The sequence below is a fragment of the Ideonella sp. WA131b genome (genome assembly GCA_023657425.1).
Taxonomy (GTDB): domain Bacteria; phylum Pseudomonadota; class Gammaproteobacteria; order Burkholderiales; family Burkholderiaceae_C; genus Rubrivivax.
On sequence record JAGTJW010000001.1, the window covers coordinates 1,064,626 to 1,082,135 of the forward strand.

Annotated in this window: 19 protein-coding genes; 1 reads left to right on the forward strand and 18 read right to left on the reverse strand. The window is 71.9% G+C overall.

Translation table 11 applies throughout. From position 1 onward, the window contains the following. Positions 1 to 2: 2 nt before the first annotated feature. From deoC to KA711_04975, 11 genes are all read right to left on the reverse strand, one after another. Entirely contained in the window at positions 3 to 773 is a 771-nt protein-coding gene (gene deoC / locus KA711_04925; GenBank protein ID MCM0608325.1) for a deoxyribose-phosphate aldolase, read from the reverse strand. Positions 774 to 781: 8 nt separating this feature from the next. Beyond that, the gene (locus KA711_04930) at positions 782 to 1,609 is read right to left on the reverse strand and encodes a purine-nucleoside phosphorylase (GenBank protein ID MCM0608326.1); all 828 of its coding nucleotides are present in this window, start codon (positions 1,607 to 1,609) and stop codon (positions 782 to 784) included. Next, the gene (locus tag KA711_04935; protein MCM0608327.1) at positions 1,606 to 2,706 is read right to left on the reverse strand and encodes a hypothetical protein; all 1,101 of its coding nucleotides are present in this window, start codon (positions 2,704 to 2,706) and stop codon (positions 1,606 to 1,608) included. Before KA711_04935 ends, KA711_04930 begins: the two co-directional genes overlap by 4 nt. Before the next feature lie 12 nt (positions 2,707 to 2,718). Beyond that, positions 2,719 to 3,141 (reverse strand): cytidine deaminase, encoded by a 423-nt coding sequence (gene cdd, locus KA711_04940; protein ID MCM0608328.1) that lies wholly within the window; start codon positions 3,139 to 3,141, stop codon positions 2,719 to 2,721. Continuing rightward, on the reverse strand, positions 3,138 to 3,326 hold the full coding sequence (locus KA711_04945; protein ID MCM0608329.1) for a hypothetical protein: 189 nt from the start codon (positions 3,324 to 3,326) through the stop codon (positions 3,138 to 3,140). Before KA711_04945 ends, cdd begins: the two co-directional genes overlap by 4 nt. Positions 3,327 to 3,362: 36 nt before the next feature. Next, a complete protein-coding gene (locus KA711_04950; protein MCM0608330.1) occupies positions 3,363 to 4,340 on the reverse strand; it encodes an ABC transporter permease in 978 nt (325 codons plus the stop codon). Beyond that, positions 4,333 to 5,526, reverse strand: a complete 1,194-nt coding sequence (locus KA711_04955; GenBank protein ID MCM0608331.1) for an ABC transporter permease — start codon at positions 5,524 to 5,526, stop codon at positions 4,333 to 4,335. Before KA711_04955 ends, KA711_04950 begins: the two co-directional genes overlap by 8 nt. Before the next feature lie 124 nt (positions 5,527 to 5,650). Further along, entirely contained in the window at positions 5,651 to 7,192 is a 1,542-nt protein-coding gene (locus KA711_04960) for an ABC transporter ATP-binding protein (protein ID MCM0608332.1), read from the reverse strand. A gap of 145 nt (positions 7,193 to 7,337) precedes the next feature. After that, positions 7,338 to 8,300: a BMP family ABC transporter substrate-binding protein gene (locus KA711_04965; GenBank protein MCM0608333.1), complete on the reverse strand. Its 963-nt coding sequence runs from the start codon at positions 8,298 to 8,300 to the stop codon at positions 7,338 to 7,340. Positions 8,301 to 8,439: 139 nt separating this feature from the next. Then, the gene (locus KA711_04970; protein ID MCM0608334.1) at positions 8,440 to 9,333 is read right to left on the reverse strand and encodes a ParB/RepB/Spo0J family partition protein; all 894 of its coding nucleotides are present in this window, start codon (positions 9,331 to 9,333) and stop codon (positions 8,440 to 8,442) included. A gap of 14 nt (positions 9,334 to 9,347) precedes the next feature. Then, positions 9,348 to 9,923 carry a serine hydrolase family protein gene (locus tag KA711_04975; GenBank protein MCM0608335.1) on the reverse strand — a complete coding sequence of 192 codons (576 nt, stop codon included), beginning with the start codon at positions 9,921 to 9,923 and terminating at the stop codon, positions 9,348 to 9,350. Between the two features lie 62 nt (positions 9,924 to 9,985). On the opposite strand from KA711_04975, the gene argC reads away from it, so the two are divergent. Continuing rightward, the gene (gene argC, locus KA711_04980; protein ID MCM0608336.1) at positions 9,986 to 10,924 is read left to right on the forward strand and encodes an N-acetyl-gamma-glutamyl-phosphate reductase; all 939 of its coding nucleotides are present in this window, start codon (positions 9,986 to 9,988) and stop codon (positions 10,922 to 10,924) included. A 27-nt stretch (positions 10,925 to 10,951) separates the two neighbouring features. Here the strand turns inward: argC and KA711_04985 are convergent, their stop codons facing one another. The 7 genes from KA711_04985 to KA711_05015 all read right to left on the reverse strand — a co-directional run bounded on the left by KA711_04985 (position 10,952) and on the right by KA711_05015 (position 17,296). Beyond that, the gene (locus KA711_04985; protein ID MCM0608337.1) at positions 10,952 to 11,722 is read right to left on the reverse strand and encodes a GNAT family N-acetyltransferase; all 771 of its coding nucleotides are present in this window, start codon (positions 11,720 to 11,722) and stop codon (positions 10,952 to 10,954) included. Between the two features lie 5 nt (positions 11,723 to 11,727). Further along, positions 11,728 to 12,522, reverse strand: a complete 795-nt coding sequence (locus tag KA711_04990; protein MCM0608338.1) for a ParA family protein — start codon at positions 12,520 to 12,522, stop codon at positions 11,728 to 11,730. 17 nt (positions 12,523 to 12,539) lie between these two features. Continuing rightward, positions 12,540 to 13,151, reverse strand: coding sequence for a LysE family transporter (locus KA711_04995; GenBank protein MCM0608339.1), 612 nt, complete (start codon positions 13,149 to 13,151; stop codon positions 12,540 to 12,542). A 30-nt stretch (positions 13,152 to 13,181) separates the two neighbouring features. Further along, positions 13,182 to 13,757, reverse strand: a complete 576-nt coding sequence (locus KA711_05000) for a lipocalin family protein (GenBank protein MCM0608340.1) — start codon at positions 13,755 to 13,757, stop codon at positions 13,182 to 13,184. After that, positions 13,754 to 14,416 (reverse strand): 16S rRNA (guanine(527)-N(7))-methyltransferase RsmG, encoded by a 663-nt coding sequence (gene rsmG / locus KA711_05005; protein ID MCM0608341.1) that lies wholly within the window; start codon positions 14,414 to 14,416, stop codon positions 13,754 to 13,756. Before rsmG ends, KA711_05000 begins: the two co-directional genes overlap by 4 nt. A 6-nt stretch (positions 14,417 to 14,422) precedes the next feature. Beyond that, entirely contained in the window at positions 14,423 to 16,390 is a 1,968-nt protein-coding gene (gene mnmG / locus KA711_05010; GenBank protein MCM0608342.1) for a tRNA uridine-5-carboxymethylaminomethyl(34) synthesis enzyme MnmG, read from the reverse strand. A gap of 120 nt (positions 16,391 to 16,510) precedes the next feature. Then, positions 16,511 to 17,296, reverse strand: a complete 786-nt coding sequence (locus KA711_05015) for an NYN domain-containing protein (GenBank protein ID MCM0608343.1) — start codon at positions 17,294 to 17,296, stop codon at positions 16,511 to 16,513. Between the last annotated feature and the right edge of the window lie 214 nt (positions 17,297 to 17,510).

The window sequence follows — 17,510 nt, forward strand, 5'->3', positions numbered from 1 at the left end:
GTTCAGTAGGTCGTGCCCGGCGTGGGGCGGTGCGTGCCCGCGAGCACGGCTTCGATGTCGGACAGCAGGCCGCTGGCGCCGATGCGGAAGCGGCGTGCGTTGACGGCCTCGGCGCCCAGCGCCTGGGCCGTGAGGTCGATGTAGAGCGCGGCGTCGGCCACGGTGCGGATGCCGCCGGCCGGCTTGAAGCCGACACGGCCGCGCGCGGCCGCATCGCCCGCGATGGCGGCCAGCAGCCGCCCGGCCGCGGCCGGCGTGGCGCTGACGGTCTTTTTGCCGGTGCTCGTCTTCAGGAAGTCGGCCCCGGCGTCGAGCGCGATGCGGCAGGCGGCGTCGATGGTGGCCGTGTCGGCCATCTCGCCGGTTTCGAGGATCACCTTCAGCACGAGGCCGTCGCAGGCGCGGCGCACGGCGGCCAGCAGCGCGGGCGCGTCGGTCAGGTCGCGGTAGGGCAGCACCAGGTCGACCTCCTGCGCGCCGGCATCGACGATGGCGCGGGTGTCGCGCACGGCGCGCGCGATGTCGCTGCTGCCATCCGGAAAGTTGGCAACTGCGGCCACGGCGATGTGCGCCGGCAGCCGCGCTCGTGCGAAGGCGGCCAGCCGCGGCCACACGCAGACGGCGGCAGTGGCGCCACGGCCGGGCGTACCGATGGCCTTGGCACACAGCGCCTCGATCTCGGCCTCGCCACCGGCCGCGTCATGGCCGTCGGCCAGGCTGGTGAGGTCGAGGCAGGCGAGTGCGGAGCGGGCGGTGGCTTCGAGGTCGTTCATGCCAGGCGTCATGCCGGGGTCTCCAGGCCTTGAACCACCGCCACCAGCAGCTGCACCGCACGGGCGCTCGCGGCCTGCGCAGTGGCCATGGTGTGGCCGTGGCTGAGCGTCTCGCTGCTCAGGCCGGCGGCCATGTTCGTCATCATCGACAGCGCCAGAACACGCAGGCCGGCATGGCGCGCGAGGATGGTCTCGGGCACCGTGCTCATGCCCACGGCCTGTGCGCCGAAGGCCTTGAGCATGCGGATCTCGGCCGGCGTCTCGAACTGTGGGCCCAGCACCCAGGCGTACACGCCGCGCGGCAGCGGCTGCCCGGTGGCGGCCAGCGCGGCGGCCTGCGCCTGCGCGCGCAAGGTGGGGCAGTAGGCCGCGCCCATGTCGACGAAGCGGCCGTCGCCCTTCTCGCCCACCAGCGGGCTGCGCTGCACGACGTTGAGGTGGTCTTCGATCAGCATCACCGTGCCGGGCGGCATGGCGGCGTCCAGGCTGCCGGCGGCGTTGGTCTGCACCAGCACCTGCACGCCCAGGGCCGCGAGCGTGCGGATGACGCCCTTCATGCCGTCGGCCTCGCCGGTTTCATACGTGTGCTTGCGGCCGGCGAGCACGATCACCTCTTGCGTGCCCAGCCGCCCGGCCTTCAGCACACCTGCATGGCCGCCGATGGCCAGCACCGGGAAGGAGGGCAGTTCGGTGTAGGGCACGGAGACGGCGTCCTGCACCTGCTCGGCCAGCAGGCCCCAGCCGCTGCCCAGCAGCACGGCGATCCGGGGTTGGCGGGTGCCGAGGCGCTGGCGCAGCGTGGCGGCGCTGCTGGCGACGAGGTCGTCGAGGCTCATGGGGTGTGTGTTCCGGGTTCGGACAAGGCGCGTTGCAGCCGCTCGGGCTCGTCGACGCCGATGAAGAGTTCGTGCACCTCGCGCTCGCCCGTCAGCAAGGCCAGGCGCGTGCCGGGGGCGAGTGTGAGGTGCAGGTTGGCGCGGCCCATGCCCACCAGGTGCAGCCGGCCGCTGGCACGCGCCGGCGTGGCGCCGCGGTGCACCACGGCGGCCACGATGGCGGTGCGCGGCACCTGCACGTCGACGACGAGGCCGTGGCGCAGGTGCAGCGTCGTGGCATCCAGCGCCACCGGCCGCCAGCGCGTGGCGCGCGCCTCGGCCCACAGGAAGAGCGCGCCGTAGACGCTGAGCGCTGTCACGATGCCGGCCACCAGCGGGCTCCACATCAGGTGCAGCAGGACATGCACGATGGGGATCTCGACGGCCGCCAGCAATACGAAGCCCATCTGGTTGGACAGGTTCTGGCCCTGGCGGTGCACGCCGAACCACTGCTCGCCGGCGGCGGGCGTGGCGTCGAGCCAGCGCCGGGGCGCCAGCGCGTAGAGCCACAACCGCGCTTCGAGCTGGACCCACCGGAGCGCGCCGCCGACAGGCTGGCCCGTGACGCGGGCCGTGCGCGCGGCCTGCGCCTCGAGCACGGCGTGCAGCTCGGTTTCCACCAGCCCGTCCACCAAGCGGCCGGCCTTCATCGCCTGACGCAGCCGGCCCATCACACCGGCCAGCTGCCGAATCGCCAGCGTGGCCAGCGCCAGTTGCACCAGCACCAGCGCGCCGATCACCACCCAGCGCAGCGGCTCCAGCCACAGCCACACCTGCTTGTTCTCGGCCGGCAACAGCCAGGCACCCACCCAGATGCCGGCCAGCGCCACCGCCAGCGCGCCCAGGCCCGCGGCGCGGCCGCGCGGCGCCGGCTGCAGCCACCAGTACAGCAGCGGCAGCACCAGCAGCAGGTCGATGGCCAGCGTCCAGTCGGGCAGCGGCTCGTGTGCATGGCGCGCCAGCCACGGGATGGCCAGGGCATAGGCGCCCAGCACCAGCAAGGCGGCGGTGGCGAAACTGGGGCGGGGGTGTTGGCGCAGCCGTGCGGCGAGGTTCATGGCGGGTGGGTCTCAGGCCTGGGGCAAGTTCAGGTGGGCGGGCCCGAAGCTGCACGGCAACAGTTGCCCCAGTGTGAAGGTGGCGACGAGCGCCTGCTCGTCGGCCACGTAGATGGGGCAGTCGTCGGCCGCGAACTCGCGGATCTTCTGTCGGCAGCCGCCACACGGCGTGACCGGCTCCGCCGCCACCGCGCACACCGCCACCGCCATCACGCGCCGGCCTCCGGCGGCCATCAGCGCGGCGATGGCCGAGGTCTCGGCGCACCAGCCTTGCGGGTAGGCGGCGTTCTCCACATTGCAGCCGGCGTGAATGCGGCCCTGCTCGTCCAACACCGCCGCACCCACCGCGAAACGCGAGTACGGCGCGTGCGCATGGGCTCGCACGGCGCGGGCGGCAGCGATCAGCGCATCCAGCGCGGCGGCTGGGTCCGTCACTTCGGCCCTTGCGCCGCCTCGCGCTGGCGGCGGTAGTCGTCGTAGCTGGCGGCGGTGCTATTCAGGCAGCGCTGGCGTTCGGCGGCGTCGGGCAGCTTGCGGCATTCCTGCTGCTGCCAGCCCTGCACGGTCTGGTAGGCGGCGCGGCTGCTGCAGCCGGGCAGCGCCAGCAGCACGATCGACATCAGCACGACCGACGACACCACGAGTGACTTCGCCATTCAACGCTCCTTCACATAAGGGCGCCCCAGCGCCTTGGGCGCCACGGCGCTGCCGATGAAGCCGGCCAGCAGCACGACGGTCAGCACATACGGCAGGGCCTGGATGGCCTGCACGGGCACCTGGCCGCCGCCCAGGAAGGCGGGCAGCGCGGCGCCCTGCAGCCGGATGCTGATGGCATCGAGAAAGCCGAACAAGAGGCAGGCCCACAGCGCACCCACCGGGTGCCACTTGCCGAAGATGAGTGCGGCCAGCGCCATGTAGCCGCGGCCGGCCGTCATGTGCGGGATGAAGCTCGGGTTCTGCGCCAGCACCAGGTAGGCGCCGGCCAGAGACGCCAGCACGCCGTTGAGCGCCAGGGCCTGGTAGCGCAGCGCCTTCACGCTGACGCCGGCGGCATCGACCATGGCCGGGTTCTCGCCCGCGGCGCGCAGCCGCAGGCCGAAGCGCGTGCGGTACAGCAGCCACCACACCGCCACCACCAGCGCCAGCGCGCCGTAGACCATGGCGTTGTGGCCGGTGAAGGCCAGCGCCAGCGCGGTGCCGATGAAGGGCACCGTCTTCAGCGCGTCGCCCAGGCCGCCGAACCAGCCGTCCAGGCGCACGGCCTCGGGCACGGCCGGCGTCTGCCCGCCCTGCGCGAACCAGGCGATGCCGAGCACCACCGTGAGGCCGGCCGCCGTCATCGTGATGGCCATGCCCAGCACGACCTGGTCGCCGCGGTGGCTGACACACGCGTAGCCGTGCAGCATGGACAGCGCCAGCCCCACGGCCACGGCGGCGATCAGCGCCAGGCCCAGGCTGCCGGTGGTGACGCCCACGGCGGCGGTGGCAAAGGCCGTGGCCAGCATCTTGCCCTCGAGGCCGAGGTCGATGACGCCGGCACGCTCGCACAGCACGCCGGCCAGCGCGCACAGGATCAGCGGCACGCTCACGCGCAGCGTGCTGGCGACGATGGTGCCGAAGAAGACCTCATCCACGATCGTCTGGCCCCTCGGTCGGCGTGGCCGCCGCCCGGTCCCCCGGGGTGGCGCCGGGCCGGCTTGGGGCGGCCCGGCGCTCGGCCTGACCCCCGCCCGCGGCCTTGTACAGCTTGAAGAGCGCTGGCGCCGCCACGTGCGCCATCGCCCCCGCGAACAGCACGATCAGCCCCTGCAGCATGAACACCATGTCGCGGCTGAAGCCGTTGATCTCGAAGGCCAGCTCGCTGCCGCCCTGGTACAGCGCGCCGAACAGCAGCGCCGCCAGCACGATGCCGCCGGGGTGGTTGCGGCCGATCAGGCTGACGGCGATGCCGGCAAAACCCGCGCCGGCCACGAAGTCGGGCAGCAGGCGGCCGTGCACACCGGCGAGCTCGTTCACGCCCACCAGGCCGCCCAGGGCGCCGGCCGCGGCCATGCTCAGCACCACCAGCTTGCGCGGCTGGATGCCGGCGTACACCGAGGCCCCGGGCGAGAAGCCCACGGCGCGCAGCGCGTAGCCGCCGCGGCTCTTCCAGAGCACCAGCCAGGCCACCCACGCGGCCGCGGCGGCGATGAACACCGTCAGATTGAGCGGCGTGCGCGGCCACTCGATGCCCAGGGCGCCCAGCAGCTCGTGCACGCCGGGCATCCGCGCGCTGGGGTCGAAGGCGCGGCTTTCGGGCGTCATGTTGCCGGGCTCCTTCAGCGCGCCCACCAGCAGGTAGGCCAGCAGCGCCGAGGCGATGAAGTTGAACATGATGGTCGTGATGACCGTGTGGCTGCCGCGCCAGGCCTGCAGCGCGCCGGGCACCGCGCCCCACACGCCGCCAAAGGCGGCAGCCGCCAGCACCATCAGCGGCAGCATCAGCACGGCCGGCAGGTGGGCGCTCAAGCCCAGCGCCGCTAGGCCCGCGCCCAGGCCACCCATGATGGCCTGCCCCTCGCCGCCGATGTTGAACAGGCCACCATGGAAGGCGATGGCCACCGCCAGCCCCGTGAACACGAAGGTGGTGGCGTAGTACAGCGTGTAGCTGATGCCGGCCGGCGAGCCGAAGGCGCCCTTGGCCAGCAGCGTGAGCACCTCGGCGGGGTCGAAGCCCACGAGCAGCGTCACGCCGCCGGCCACCAGCAGCGCGATGGCCAGGTTGACGGCGGGCAGCAGGGCCACGTCCATCCAGCGCGGCAGTTCGATGGGTTGGCTCATGCCAGGTCGCGCTCGAGTGTCTGGATCCGTTCGGGCTGAGCCTGTCGAAGCCCCGTGCGGACCACGGGCGCTTCGACAAGCTCAGCGCGAACGGTTTGTGGATGCGCCTGATGGCGAAGCCGCTTCAATGCGCCCCTCCCATCAGCCGGCCCAGCGCCGCCTCGGAACACTGCGCGATCGGCAGCTCGCCGGCCACGCGCCCGGCGTTCATGACGATCACGCGGTCCGACAGCGCGAGGATCTCGTCGAGCTCCGACGACACCACCAGCACCGCGCCGCCGGCGTCCCGCATCGCGCGCAGCCGCCCGTGGATGAACTCGATGGCGCCGATGTCCACGCCGCGCGTCGGCTGGCCCACCAGCAGCACCTGCGGCGCGTGTTCTCCACCCTGGGCCTCGCGCGCGAGCACGAGCTTTTGCTGGTTGCCGCCGCTGAACAGGCTGCTGCGCAGCAGCGGGTTGCGCGGGCGCACGTCGTAGCGCTCCATCATCTCGGCGCAGTCCTGGCGCATGCGGCGCTGGCGCATCCAGGCCAGCAGGGCGCGGGCGGTGTAGCGCGGCGCGTCCTGGTAGCCCAGCGTGGCCGACTCCCAGGCGTCGAAGGGCAGCACCAGGCCGCGCTGGTGGCGGTCTTCCGGCACGTGGGCCACGCGCAGGGTGCGCGCGGTGCGCGGGTCGAGCCAGTGCGCGGGCTCGAAGCGCTGGCCGCCGAGTTCGAGCAGGCCCTGGGCCGGCGCCATCAGGCCCGAGAGCACGTCGAGCAGCTCGCTCTGGCCGTTGCCCGAGACCCCGGCGACGCCGACGATCTCGCCCGCGTGCAGCGTGAGCGACACGTCCACCAGGCGCGGCACGCCCAGCCCGTCGGCCCAGTTCAGGCCCTGGGCGCGCAGCAGCACGGGACCGGGCTCGCGTGCCGCGACCACACCGCGGCCGATGTTCACGCGGCGGCCCACCATGGCCTCGGCCAGGCCGTCGATGCTGGTGTCGGCAATGGCGCAGTCCAGCACCACCCGGCCGCCGCGCATCACCGTGACGGCGTCGCACAGGGCCATGATCTCCTTGAGCTTGTGCGTGATCAGCAGCACGGTGGTGCCGCGCGCGCGCAGGCCGCGCAGGGTCTCGAACAGCTGCTCGGTCTCGGCCGGCGTGAGCACGGCCGTGGGCTCGTCGAGGATGAGGATGCGCGCGCCGCGGTACAGGGCCTTGAGGATCTCCAGCCGCTGCCGCTCCCCCACGGGCAGTTCGTGCACCAGCGCGTCGAGCTTCACCACCAGGCCGGTGTCGCGCATCAGCGCATCCAGCCGCGTGCGCACCTGGGCGCGCGCCTGGGGCAGGCTCCAACCCGGCTCGGCGCCGAGCATGATGTTGTCCAGCGCCGAGAGCGTGTCCACCAGCATGAAGTGCTGGTGGACCATGCCGATGCCCAGGCGTATGGCCTCGCGCGAGCCGCGGATCTGCGCGGGCTGCCCCTCGATGAGGATCTCGCCCCCGTCGGCCTCGTAGAAGCCGTAGAGGACGCTCATCAGCGTGCTCTTGCCCGCACCGTTCTCGCCGACGATGCCGTGCACGGTGCCCGCCGCGACCGTGAGGTTCACGTCGCGGTTGGCGTGCACGGCGCCGAAGCGCTTCTCGATGTGGCGCATCGCCACCGCGGGCGGAGATGACATGAGGACGGAATCGGGGACCGGCGGTGTCATTCGAGCGAAGGCGCGCAGCGCCAAGCGCCCATCAAGCGGCCGCCGCGGAACCGGCTCAGCCGGGCCGCTGGCGGCGCCCCCCTGGGGGGGAGCGGCGAAGCCGCTACGGGGGGGGTCACTTACACGCGGTGTTCGCCATGAAGTCGATGACCTTGATCTTGCCGCTGATGATGTCGGCGCGCGCGGCGTCGACGCGCTTCTTCATGTCGGCCGTCACCAGCTTGGCGTTGTGCTCGTCGATGGCGACGTCCACGCCGCCTTCCTTCAGGCCCAGGGCGGAGACGCCCGGTTTCACGCCCTTGAAAGCCTCGTAGACGGCCACGTCCACGCGCTTGACCATGCTGGTGAGCATGGTGCCCGGGTGCAGGTGGTTCTGGTTGCTGTCGACGCCGATGGCCAGCCGGCCGTTGTCCTTGGCCGCCTGGTACACGCCCAGGCCGGTGCCGCCGGCGGCGGCGAACACGACGTCCACGCCGGCCGCGAACTGCGCCTTGGCGAGCTCGCCGCCGCGGGCGGGGTCGTTCCAGGCGGCGGGGGTCGTGCCGGTCATGTTGGCCACGACCTCGGCCTTGGGGTTGGCGAACTTCGCGCCCTGCTCGAAGCCGCACTGGAACTTGCGGATCAGCGGGATGTCCATGCCGCCGACGAAACCCACCTTGCCGGTCTTGCTGGCCATCGCGGCCATCATGCCCACCAGGAAGCTGCCCTCGTGCTCCTTGAACACGATGCTCTGCACGTTGGGCAGGTTGACGACGCTGTCGATGATGGCGAACTGCAGCTTTGGGAAGTCGCGCGCCACCTTGTCGACGCTGGAGCCCTGGCTGAAGCCGATGCCGACGATGGGGTCGGCACCGCGCTCGGCCATGCGGCGGAAGGCCTGCTCGCGCTGGGCGGCCTGGCTGACCTCGAACTCCAGGTAGTTCTTGCCGCTGGACTTCTTCCAGCGCTCGGCGCCGGCGTGGGCGGCCTGGTTGAAGCTCTTGTCGAACTTGCCGCCCATGTCGTAGATGACGGCGGGCTGGGCCAGGGCCGCGGTGCCGGCGGTGGCGATCAGCGTGGCAGCGAGCAGCTGGGGCATCAGGGTCGTCGGCATGGTCTGAGGGTCTCCGGGTTGTGACGCGGGGATCGGATCAACCGGTCAGGATAGCAAGCCGCGTGGCCGCGGCCGCGGCGGGTTCACCCGGTGTCGGCAGGGTTGCCTCGCCCCTCACGGGGTTTCAGCGCTCGGCGGCGCCGAGCTTGTCCAGCAGCGCGTCGAGCTCGTCGAGGCTGGCGAACGCAATGGCGATCTCGCCGGCTCCCGCGCGGCCCTTGCGCAGGCGGATTTCCACCGGCGCGGTCAGCGTGTCGGCCAGGCGTTCTTCGAGCCGGGCGATGTCGCGCGGCTTGGGCGCCGCCGGCCGGCCCTTGGCCGCCGAGGCACCGCCCGCGGTCTGGCGTGCCACCAGGCGCTCGGCCTCGCGCACGCTGAGCTTCTTTGCCGCCACCTCCTGCGCCGCCATCACCTGCTCGGCGGCGGGCAGGGCCAGCAGGGCGCGGGCGTGGCCCATTTCCAGGTCGCCGGCCAGCAGCATCTGCTGCACCGACGCGGCCAGGTTCAGCAGGCGCAGCAGGTTGCTCGCGGCGCTGCGTGAGCGGCCCACGGCCTGCGCCGCCTGCTCGTGTGTGAGGCCGAAGTCGCGCACCAGGCGCTGCAGGCCCTGGGCCTCTTCGAGCGGGTTGAGGTCTTCGCGCTGGATGTTCTCGATGAGCGCCATCACCGCCGCGGCCTCGTCGGCCACCGGCTTGACGAGCACGGGCACCTCGTCCAGGCCGGCCAGCTGCGCGGCGCGGAAGCGGCGTTCACCGGCGATGATTTCGTAGTGCCCCGGTTCCGCCACCGGCCGGACGAGGATGGGCTGCATCACGCCCTGGCTCTTGATGCTCTGCGCCAGCTCGTACAGCGAGCCTTCGTCCATGCGCGTGCGCGGCTGGTAGACGCCAGGGCGCAGCGCCGCCAGCGGCAGCACCGAAGGCGGCCCCTCGGGCGCGGCGGCGGGGGTGTCGGGGACCTTGGGGCCGAGCAGGGCTTCCAGGCCGAGGCCCAGGCCCTTGGGTTTCTTGGTGACCATGGCGGCGGATTGTCTCAGCGTGCGGGGCCCGTCTCGGCGGGAGCAGGCGGCCCGGGCTCCAGCGAGCCCAGCAGCGCCAGGCCCTCGGGCCAGTCGCCCAGGCCGCTGTCGGCGTTGAGGTGGCCGCGCGGGCCGGCGTCGATGGCCTCGGCGCCCCAGTCGGCGGCCATGGCGCGGGCGCGTTCGGGGCTGCAGTAGGGGTCGTCGCGGCTGAACACGGCGATGGCGCGGAACGGCAGCCGGCCGCGCGCGATGCGGCGCCAGCCGGCCAGTTGGGGCGGCATGTCGGGCCGCGCGGTGTCGGGCGGGGCCACCAGCAGCGCGCCGGCCACGCGGGCGGTGTGGGCCGAGTGCAAGGCCCAGGCCGCCACCAGCTGGCAACCCAGGCTGTGCGCGGCCAGCAGCACCGGCTGGGCTTCGGCGAGCAGGGCCTCGTCCAGGCGCGCCATCCAGTCGCCGCGGCGCGGCCAGTCCCAGTCGGCCTGCTGCACGCGCTCGAAGCCGTGCAAGGCCTCCCAGCGCGACTGCCAGTGCGCCGGGCCGGAGTTCAGCCATCCGGGCAGCACAAGAACACGCGTCGATGGCGGCATGGCGTTTATCCTTTGCGGCATTGCATCATGAGCGGCGCGAGCCGCGAGCGGAAAGGGCAGCCATGGCGTTCACCGTGTTCGTCGACGGCCAGGAAGGCACGACCGGCCTGCGCATCCACGAGGTGCTGGCCGGCCGGCGCGACATCGAGCTGCTGAAGATCGCTGCCGACCAGCGCAAGGACGCTGCCGAGCGCGCGCGGCTGCTCAACGCCGCCGACGTGGCTTTCCTGTGCCTGCCCGACGCCGCCGCGCGCGAGGCCGTGGCGCTGGTGGAGAACCCGCGCACCTGCCTGATCGACGCCAGCACCGCGCACCGCACCGTGCCGGGCTGGGTGTTCGGCCTGCCCGAGCTGTGCGCCGGGCAGCGCGAGGCCATCCGCCATGCCAAGCGCATCGCCAACCCGGGCTGCCACGCCAGCGCCTTCATCCTGCTGCTGCGGCCGCTGGTGGATGCCGGCCTGGTGCCGCCCGCCACGCCGCTGAGTGCCACCTCGATCACCGGCTATTCCGGCGGCGGCAAGAAGATGATCGCGCAGTACCAGGCCCAAGCGCTGGAGCAGGCGCTCACCTCGCCACGCCCCTATGCACTCGGCCTGCAGCACAAGCACCTGCCGGAGATGATGGCCCACACGGGCCTGACGGTGCCGCCGGTCTTCATGCCGGTGGTGGCCAGCTACTACAAGGGGCTGGCGGTGACGGTGCCGCTGCACACGCAGGCGCTGGGCACCACGCCCGAGGCCGTGCACGCGGCGCTGGCGGCGCGTTATGCCGGCGAGCGCTTCGTGAAGGTGATGCCGCTGCGCGACGCGGCCACGCTGCAGGCCGGCTTCCTGGACGTGCAGGCCTGCAACGACAGCAACCGGGCGGAGCTGTTTGTCTTTGCCAACGCCACGCAGGCGCTGCTGGTGGCGCGGCTGGACAACCTGGGCAAGGGCGCCAGCGGCGCCGCGGTGCAGGCGATGAACGTGCACCTGGGGCTGGACGAAGGGCTGGGGCTGTAGCGCAGCCTGGGTGGGCGGCCCGGCCGTTCAGGGCCCGGGGCGCTCCAGGTACTGGTAGCCGTAGCCGTCGACGAAGCCCAGCCGGCGGTACACCGCGAGTGCGGGCGGGTTGGCGGCGTCCACCTGCAGGTAGCCGATGGTTGCGCCCAGGCTGGCGCCCTGCGAGAGCAGGTGCTCACACAAGAGGCGCGCCAGACCCTGGTTGCGCGCCTCGGGATGGGTGAAGATGTCGTACAGCCCGGCAAACGGCGGTTCGGTGGCCACCTGGCCGCAGGCCAGCACCGCGCCGTCGTCGGCCCGCCGCAGCGCCAGCCCGCGGTAGGGCGCGGGCGAGTGCGCCAGGCGCAGCGCATGGCTGCGCCGGTGCTCGGGCGGCGAGTCGCGCAGCGCGCCCACCACCTCGGCGTAGGCGTCGCCATCCAGTGCCTCCAGCCGCAGCCCGGCGGGCACGGCCGGCGGTGCCGTGGCCGGCAGCGTGGGCGCCACCAGCACGAGCGTCGGGTCCACCGCTTCGAAGCCGCGCGCGCGCAGCGCCTCGGGCAGATCGGCCGGTTGCGTGAACGGCGTGACGCGAACGATCAGCGGCACCCCGGTGCGGGCGCAGGCCGCCTCGGCCGCGGCGATGCGCTCGTCCAGCGGCAGCACGCCGGGCATCAGGGCGTTGACGCAGCGCGCGCGCCGTGCCTTGCCGGGCAGGGTGCGCACCAGCCAGCCGTCGATCCACCACTGGCCCGGCGGTGCGCTGGCGTTGAGGCCGGCGTCCTCCACGCGCGACAGCAGCACGGCTGGCAACGACATCGCGGTCAGGCCGCGGGGGCGGCGGCCGGGGCGCGCTTCGGGCCCAGCCGCGCCGCCATCTCGCGCGCGAACTCGACGAAGGCGATCGCGCCCTTGCTGGCGGGGTCGAAGGTCACGCCCGGCTGGCCGTAGCTCGGCGCCTCGGCCAGGCGCACGTTGCGCGGGATGACGGTCTCGAACACCTTGTTGCCGAAGTGCGCCTTGAGTTGATCGGACACCTGCTGCTGCAGCGTGATGCGCGGATCGAACATCACGCGCAGCAGGCCGATGATCTCGAGCTCGCGGTTGAGGTTGGCGTGCACCTGCTTGATGGTGTTGACGAGGTCCGACAGGCCCTCGAGCGCAAAGTACTCGCACTGCATGGGCACGATCACGCCGTGCGCCGAGCACAGGCCGTTGAGCGTGAGCAGGCTCAGGGACGGCGGGCAGTCGATCAGCACGAAGTCGTGTTCGGCCTGCACGGCGGCCAGCGCGTGCTTGAGGCGGCGCTCGCGGTGCTCCATCGGCACCAGCTCGACCTCGGCCCCGGCGAGCTCGCGGTTGGCGCCCAGCACGTGGTAGCCGCCGCGCGGGCTGGGCTGGCGGGCCTCGGCCACGCCGATGCCGCCGAGCAGCACGTCATACACCGTGGACTCGAGCTTGCGCTTGTCGATGCCCGAGCCCATGGTGGCGTTGCCCTGCGGATCGAGGTCGACGAGCAGCACGCGGTGGCCGATCTGGGCCAGCCCGGCGGCGAGGTTGACGGTGGTGGTCGTCTTGCCGACGCCGCCTTTCTGGTTGGCGATGCAGAAGATGCGCATGGGGCTTCGAGGCCGGATCAGGGCGCGGCGAGCTTGATGCCGAAGCCGACCAGCGCCACACCGGCCAGGCGCTGCAGCAGGGCGGCCAGGCGGCGGTGGGCGCGCACGTAGGCGCTCACGGCGTCGGCCAGCGCCACCAGGGCCAGGCAGTACAGGGCGCTGATCACGGCGATCGTCACGGCCATCGCGGCGAAGGTGGGCAGGCCCTGGTGCGTGGCCGGGTCGATGAAGAGCGGGAAAAAGGCCATGTAGAAGACGATGGCCTTGGGGTTGAGCAGCGTGATCAGGCAGGCCTGACGGGCGTAATGGCCGGCATGCATGCGGATGGGCGAGGCCTCGCCACCCCGCGAGACGATGAGCTTCAGGCCGATCCAGGCCAGGTAGGCGGCGCCGGCGTACTGCACCGCCTTGAACACGGCGGGGTGCGCCGCCAGCAGCGCCGCCACGCCCGCCACCGCCAGCCACAGCAGAACCTGGTCGCCAAGAATCACGCCCAGCGTGGCCGCGGCGCCGCCCCGCCGGCCCCCCTGGCCGGTGGCTGTGAGCAGTGCGAAGGTGCCCGGGCCCGGCAGGGCCAGGAACAGCAGGATGGCGGCGCAAAAGGCGCCGAAATCGGCGATGCCGAACATGGGGCGGGGGTGTCGGCGGCCGCGGCCGCGTCAGGGCGTGTGGGGGTGGGCCTGCCAGCGGCTGAGCTCGAAGCCTTGGCGGATGAGCAGCGATCGTATCGTCGCTTCGTCCTCGGGCGTGAGGCGCGGCGCACGCGCCAGCACCCAGAGGTACTGCCGCTGTGGCTCGCTGACCACGGCATAGCGCCCGTCGTCGGCCAGCGCCACCACCCAGTAACGGCCCCAGGCCGGAATCCAGCGCAGCAGGGCGGGCAGGAAGCTCACCTCCAGCGTGGCCGGGCTCAGCCGGTTGTCGCGCAGCGTGGCACCGGCCGGCCGGGCGATGCCGTCGGCGTCGTCGAAGCGGCCGGCGGCCAGGCGGCAGCGATTGAGCACCTCGATGCGGCCGTCGTCGCGCTGGCGGTAGAGGGCCTGGGTGTCGCTCACGCACTGCTTCTGGAAGCGGTTGGGGAACCAGGCCACCTGGTACCAGGTGCCCATGTAGGACGGCACGTCGAGGCTGGCCAGGGGCTGCAGCGGCGGCGGCGCGGGCTTGGGCTCGGCCGCGTGGGCGGCGGCGGTGAGCAGCAGCGTGGCGACGGCGGCAGTCAGGGTCTTGGGGCTCATGGGGTCCTGGGCTTCATCCAGACGAGGCAGCGTTCGGCATCGAGCCCGGGCACGGCGATCGGTTCCACGTGAAACACCAAAACGTCGTCGGGCAGGGCGGCGAGTTCGTCGTCGGGGCGCTTGCCCTTCATCGCCATCCACGCCCCGCCGGGCGCGAGCAAGGGGCGGGTGAGGTGCACGAAGTCGGCGAGCGCGGCGAAGGCGCGGCTGGTGATCAGGTCGAAGGCCGGCGCGCGCAGCGCCTCGACGCGGCCGTGCGCGGCGTGCAGGTTCGGCAGTTGCAGCGCACCGGCCACCTGCCGCACGAAGGCGGCCTTCTTGCCCACGGCGTCGATGCAGGTCACGTTCAGCGCCGGCCGCATCAGCGCCAGCACGGCGCCAGGCAGCCCGCCGCCGCTGCCCACGTCCAGCACACGCGCAGCGCCGGCTTCGCTGAGATGGTGGTCGAGCGCCGGCAACACCGCCAGGCAGTCGGCCATGTGCTGGGCCCAGACGGCACCGCGGTCGCGCACCGCCGTCAGGTTGTAGGTGGCGTTCCAGCGGGCCAGCAGGTCGACGTAGGCCACGAGGGCGGCGCGCTGCGCCGGGCTGATCGGCAGCCCGAGCGCGGCAGACAGGTCGGCGAGGCGCTGCTCGTCGGCGTGGGCGGCGGCCGTCACAGGCTTTCAGGCCGCGTGGTCCTGCGGGGCGGTGGTGGGCACCGCGAACGGGCCCAGACGTTTTTTCTTCAGGTGCACCAGCAGCAGCGAGATGGCCGCCGGCGTCACGCCCGAGATGCGCGAGGCCTGCCCCAGCGTGGCCGGGCGGTGGCGCTGCAGGGTCTGCCGCACCTCGAAGCTCAGGGCGTGCACCTGGGTGTAGTCCAGATCGGCCGGCAGCGGCGTCTGCTCATGCGCGGCGCTGCGCTCCACCTCGTCTTGCTGCTTCTCGATGTAGCCGGCGTACTTGGTGGCGATCTCGACTTGTTCGATCACCGTGTCGGCGGCGTCGGCCCCCCATTCGGCCCGCAGCGTTTCACGTGAAACAGCCTGCGGATGGCCCGCCAAGGCCGCCGCCTCGGCCACGGCGTCGAAGCCCACGCCGGGCCGGCGCAACAGGTCGGCCAGCGCGTACTCGTGCTCCAGCGCCTTGCCGAGCAGGCGCTCGGCGGCCTCGGCCGCCAGCGTGGCCGGCCGCACCCACACCGTGCGCAGGCGCTGCAGCTCGCGCTCCAGGCGCTCGCGCTTGGTGTTGAAGGCCGCCCAGCGGCGCTCGTCCACCAGGCCCAGCTCGCGACCCAGCGCCGTGAGGCGCAAGTCGGCGTTGTCCTCGCGCAGCTGCAGCCGGAACTCGGCGCGGCTCGTGAACATGCGGTAGGGCTCGGTCACGCCCTTGGTGACGAGGTCGTCCACCAACACGCCCAGGTAGGCCTGATCACGCCGCAGCGTCAGCGGCGCGCGGCCCTGCGCCTGCAGCGCGGCGTTGGCGCCGGCGTACAGGCCCTGCGCCGCGGCCTCCTCGTAGCCCGTGGTGCCGTTGATCTGCCCGGCGAAGAACAGCCCGCGGATCGCCTGCGTCTCGAAGGTGGGCTTGAGCGAGCGCGGGTCGAAGTAGTCGTACTCGATGGCGTAGCCGGGCCGCAGGATGTGCGCCTGCTCCAGCCCCGGCAGCGAGCGCACGGCGGCCAGCTGCACATCAAACGGCAGGCTGGTGCTGATGCCGTTGGGATAGAACTCGTGCGTCGTCAGGCCCTCGGGCTCGAGAAAGATCTGGTGGCTGTCCTTGTCGGCGAAGCGGTTGACCTTGTCCTCGATGCTTGGGCAGTAGCGCGGGCCCACGCCCTCGATCACGCCCGTGAACATGGGGCTGCGGTCGAAGCCGCCGCGGATGATTGCGTGCGTGCGGGCGTTGGTGTGGGTGATCCAGCACGGCACCTGCCGCGGGTGCTGCCCGGCGTGGCCCAGGAAGCTGAACACGGGCACGGGGTCGAGGTCGCCAGGCTGCTCTTGCAGCCGGGCAAAGTCGATGGAGCGGCCGTCGATGCGTGGCGGCGTGCCGGTCTTCAGCCGGCCTTGCGGGAGCTTCAGCTCCTTGAGCCGTGCCGACAGGCTCACGGCCGGCGGATCGCCCGCGCGGCCGGCGCTGTAGCTCTGCAGGCCCACATGGATGCGGCCATCGAGAAAGGTGCCGGCCGTCAGCACCACCGCCCGCGCGCGAAAGCGCAGGCCGATCTGCGTGACGGCGCCGACCACGCGGTCGCCTTCCACCATGAGGTCATCGACCGCCTGCTGGAACAGCCACAGCTTGGGCTGGTTCTCCAGCCGCTGCCGGATGGCGGCCCGGTACAGCACCCGGTCGGCCTGCGCGCGTGTGGCGCGCACGGCCGGGCCCTTGCTGCCGTTCAAGATGCGGAACTGGATGCCGGCTTCGTCGGTGGCCCCGGCCATCGCGCCGCCCAGGGCGTCGACCTCCTTGACGAGGTGGCCCTTGCCGATGCCGCCGATGCTGGGGTTGCAGCTCATCTGCCCCAGGGTCTCGATGTTGTGCGTCAGCAGCAGGGTGTCGCAGCCCATGCGGGCGGCGGCCAGGGCCGCCTCGGTGCCGGCATGGCCACCACCGACGACGATGACGTCGAATTCCTGGGGGTGCAGCATCGGCTGATTTTACGAGGCCGTCTCTCCACCGCCATGCGGCCTGTGAGCGTGCAGCTCACGCCGAAGGCCATCCCCAGGCATGGAATCTTGCGATGCCACCCACAGCGTCATCGCAGCGGGTCACCAGCTCGCCGGTTTCGGGATGGGATGTCCGTCCGCGCCGATGACCGGGTTGGGGAAAACTGCCGACTGCAGGTGCGCCTGACGAATGTGCCGCTGGTGGGTTGCGACTTGGGCGAGTGGCTTCGCTGCTCCAAACCTGCCGGGCGGCGTCAACAGAAAGACAGGCTTGCCCAGTTCCTGCGCCACGATGCGTATCGGCTCCACCAAGTCCGTGTCGTTCGACACCACCACGGCAGCATCGAATCGTCCGGCCCACGCGTCATTGACCAAGTGAACTGCCAGATTGACGTCAGAACCCTTCTCTTCCATCGTGAAAACCTGGGCCTTCACCGCATCGGGCAGCGCTGAGGGCTTGCCACCAGCCCCCCCATTTCCATAGCTACCCACAGGCAGCCGCTCAGGTCGGCTGTTAGCCAGTGCCCCATCTACACCGACAGCCACGTGGCCTGGCGCCAGGGTGGTGGCGCCGCCAGCCGCATCAGTGAGCGCTCGGCGTGCCACCGGCAGCAACATCACCGGCCGCCAGTTCGACTTCGCCAGGAAAGTCCCGAAGTGAATCTCGACTTCAGGCACCGTGGCCAGAGCCTTAAACAAGACCTGTTGCCGACCTGGTGCGCCGGCATCGACGGCACCAGAGACCCGCGCAGTGAAGTACCGCACCTTCTCGACCCGCGCCGAGGGCACCAACTGCTCGGTCATGCGCTTTGGATTGAGCCACTTGCAACCTGTATCCTTGATGGCGTAGTACAGGTTGAAGCCGTCGATGTAGACATAGGTCTTCACGCCCTTGCCCCCAGAAAAAGCAAGGGCCACCCGAGGTGGCCCTTGAGCCGACAGCACGCTGCCAGCGGATAAGTTCGTAGAGTATAGCCAATCGCTTGCTGCCTTGGCGAAGCGTCTGTCACATCGCGGCGACAACTCGACCTCGCGCAGGAAGGCCTGCAGAGTACGTCGCTTAGGGGGCCGATGAACTGCCGTGAGCGACGTGGATCATGCT

Coding starts and splice junctions, on each gene's coding strand:
- KA711_04995 (MCM0608339.1), bottom strand. CDS start 13,151: ATGTTCGGCATCGCCGATTTCGGCGCCTTTTGCGCCGCCATCCTGCTG.
- KA711_04935 (MCM0608327.1), bottom strand. CDS start 2,706: ATGAACCTCGCCGCACGGCTGCGCCAACACCCCCGCCCCAGTTTCGCC.
- KA711_05000 (MCM0608340.1), bottom strand. CDS start 13,757: ATGAGCCCCAAGACCCTGACTGCCGCCGTCGCCACGCTGCTGCTCACC.
- KA711_04965 (MCM0608333.1), bottom strand. CDS start 8,300: ATGCCCCAGCTGCTCGCTGCCACGCTGATCGCCACCGCCGGCACCGCG.
- KA711_04930 (MCM0608326.1), bottom strand. CDS start 1,609: ATGAGCCTCGACGACCTCGTCGCCAGCAGCGCCGCCACGCTGCGCCAG.
- mnmG (MCM0608342.1), bottom strand. CDS start 16,390: ATGCTGCACCCCCAGGAATTCGACGTCATCGTCGTCGGTGGTGGCCAT.
- KA711_04945 (MCM0608329.1), bottom strand. CDS start 3,326: ATGTCGATCGTGCTGCTGGCGCTGCCCGGCTGCAGCAGCCGCGCCGCC.
- KA711_04960 (MCM0608332.1), bottom strand. CDS start 7,192: ATGTCATCTCCGCCCGCGGTGGCGATGCGCCACATCGAGAAGCGCTTC.
- KA711_04970 (MCM0608334.1), bottom strand. CDS start 9,333: ATGGTCACCAAGAAACCCAAGGGCCTGGGCCTCGGCCTGGAAGCCCTG.
- KA711_04990 (MCM0608338.1), bottom strand. CDS start 12,522: ATGCGCATCTTCTGCATCGCCAACCAGAAAGGCGGCGTCGGCAAGACG.
- KA711_04975 (MCM0608335.1), bottom strand. CDS start 9,923: ATGCCGCCATCGACGCGTGTTCTTGTGCTGCCCGGATGGCTGAACTCC.
- deoC (MCM0608325.1), bottom strand. CDS start 773: ATGAACGACCTCGAAGCCACCGCCCGCTCCGCACTCGCCTGCCTCGAC.
- KA711_04985 (MCM0608337.1), bottom strand. CDS start 11,722: ATGTCGTTGCCAGCCGTGCTGCTGTCGCGCGTGGAGGACGCCGGCCTC.
- argC (MCM0608336.1), top strand. CDS start 9,986: ATGGCGTTCACCGTGTTCGTCGACGGCCAGGAAGGCACGACCGGCCTG.
- KA711_04955 (MCM0608331.1), bottom strand. CDS start 5,526: ATGAGCCAACCCATCGAACTGCCGCGCTGGATGGACGTGGCCCTGCTG.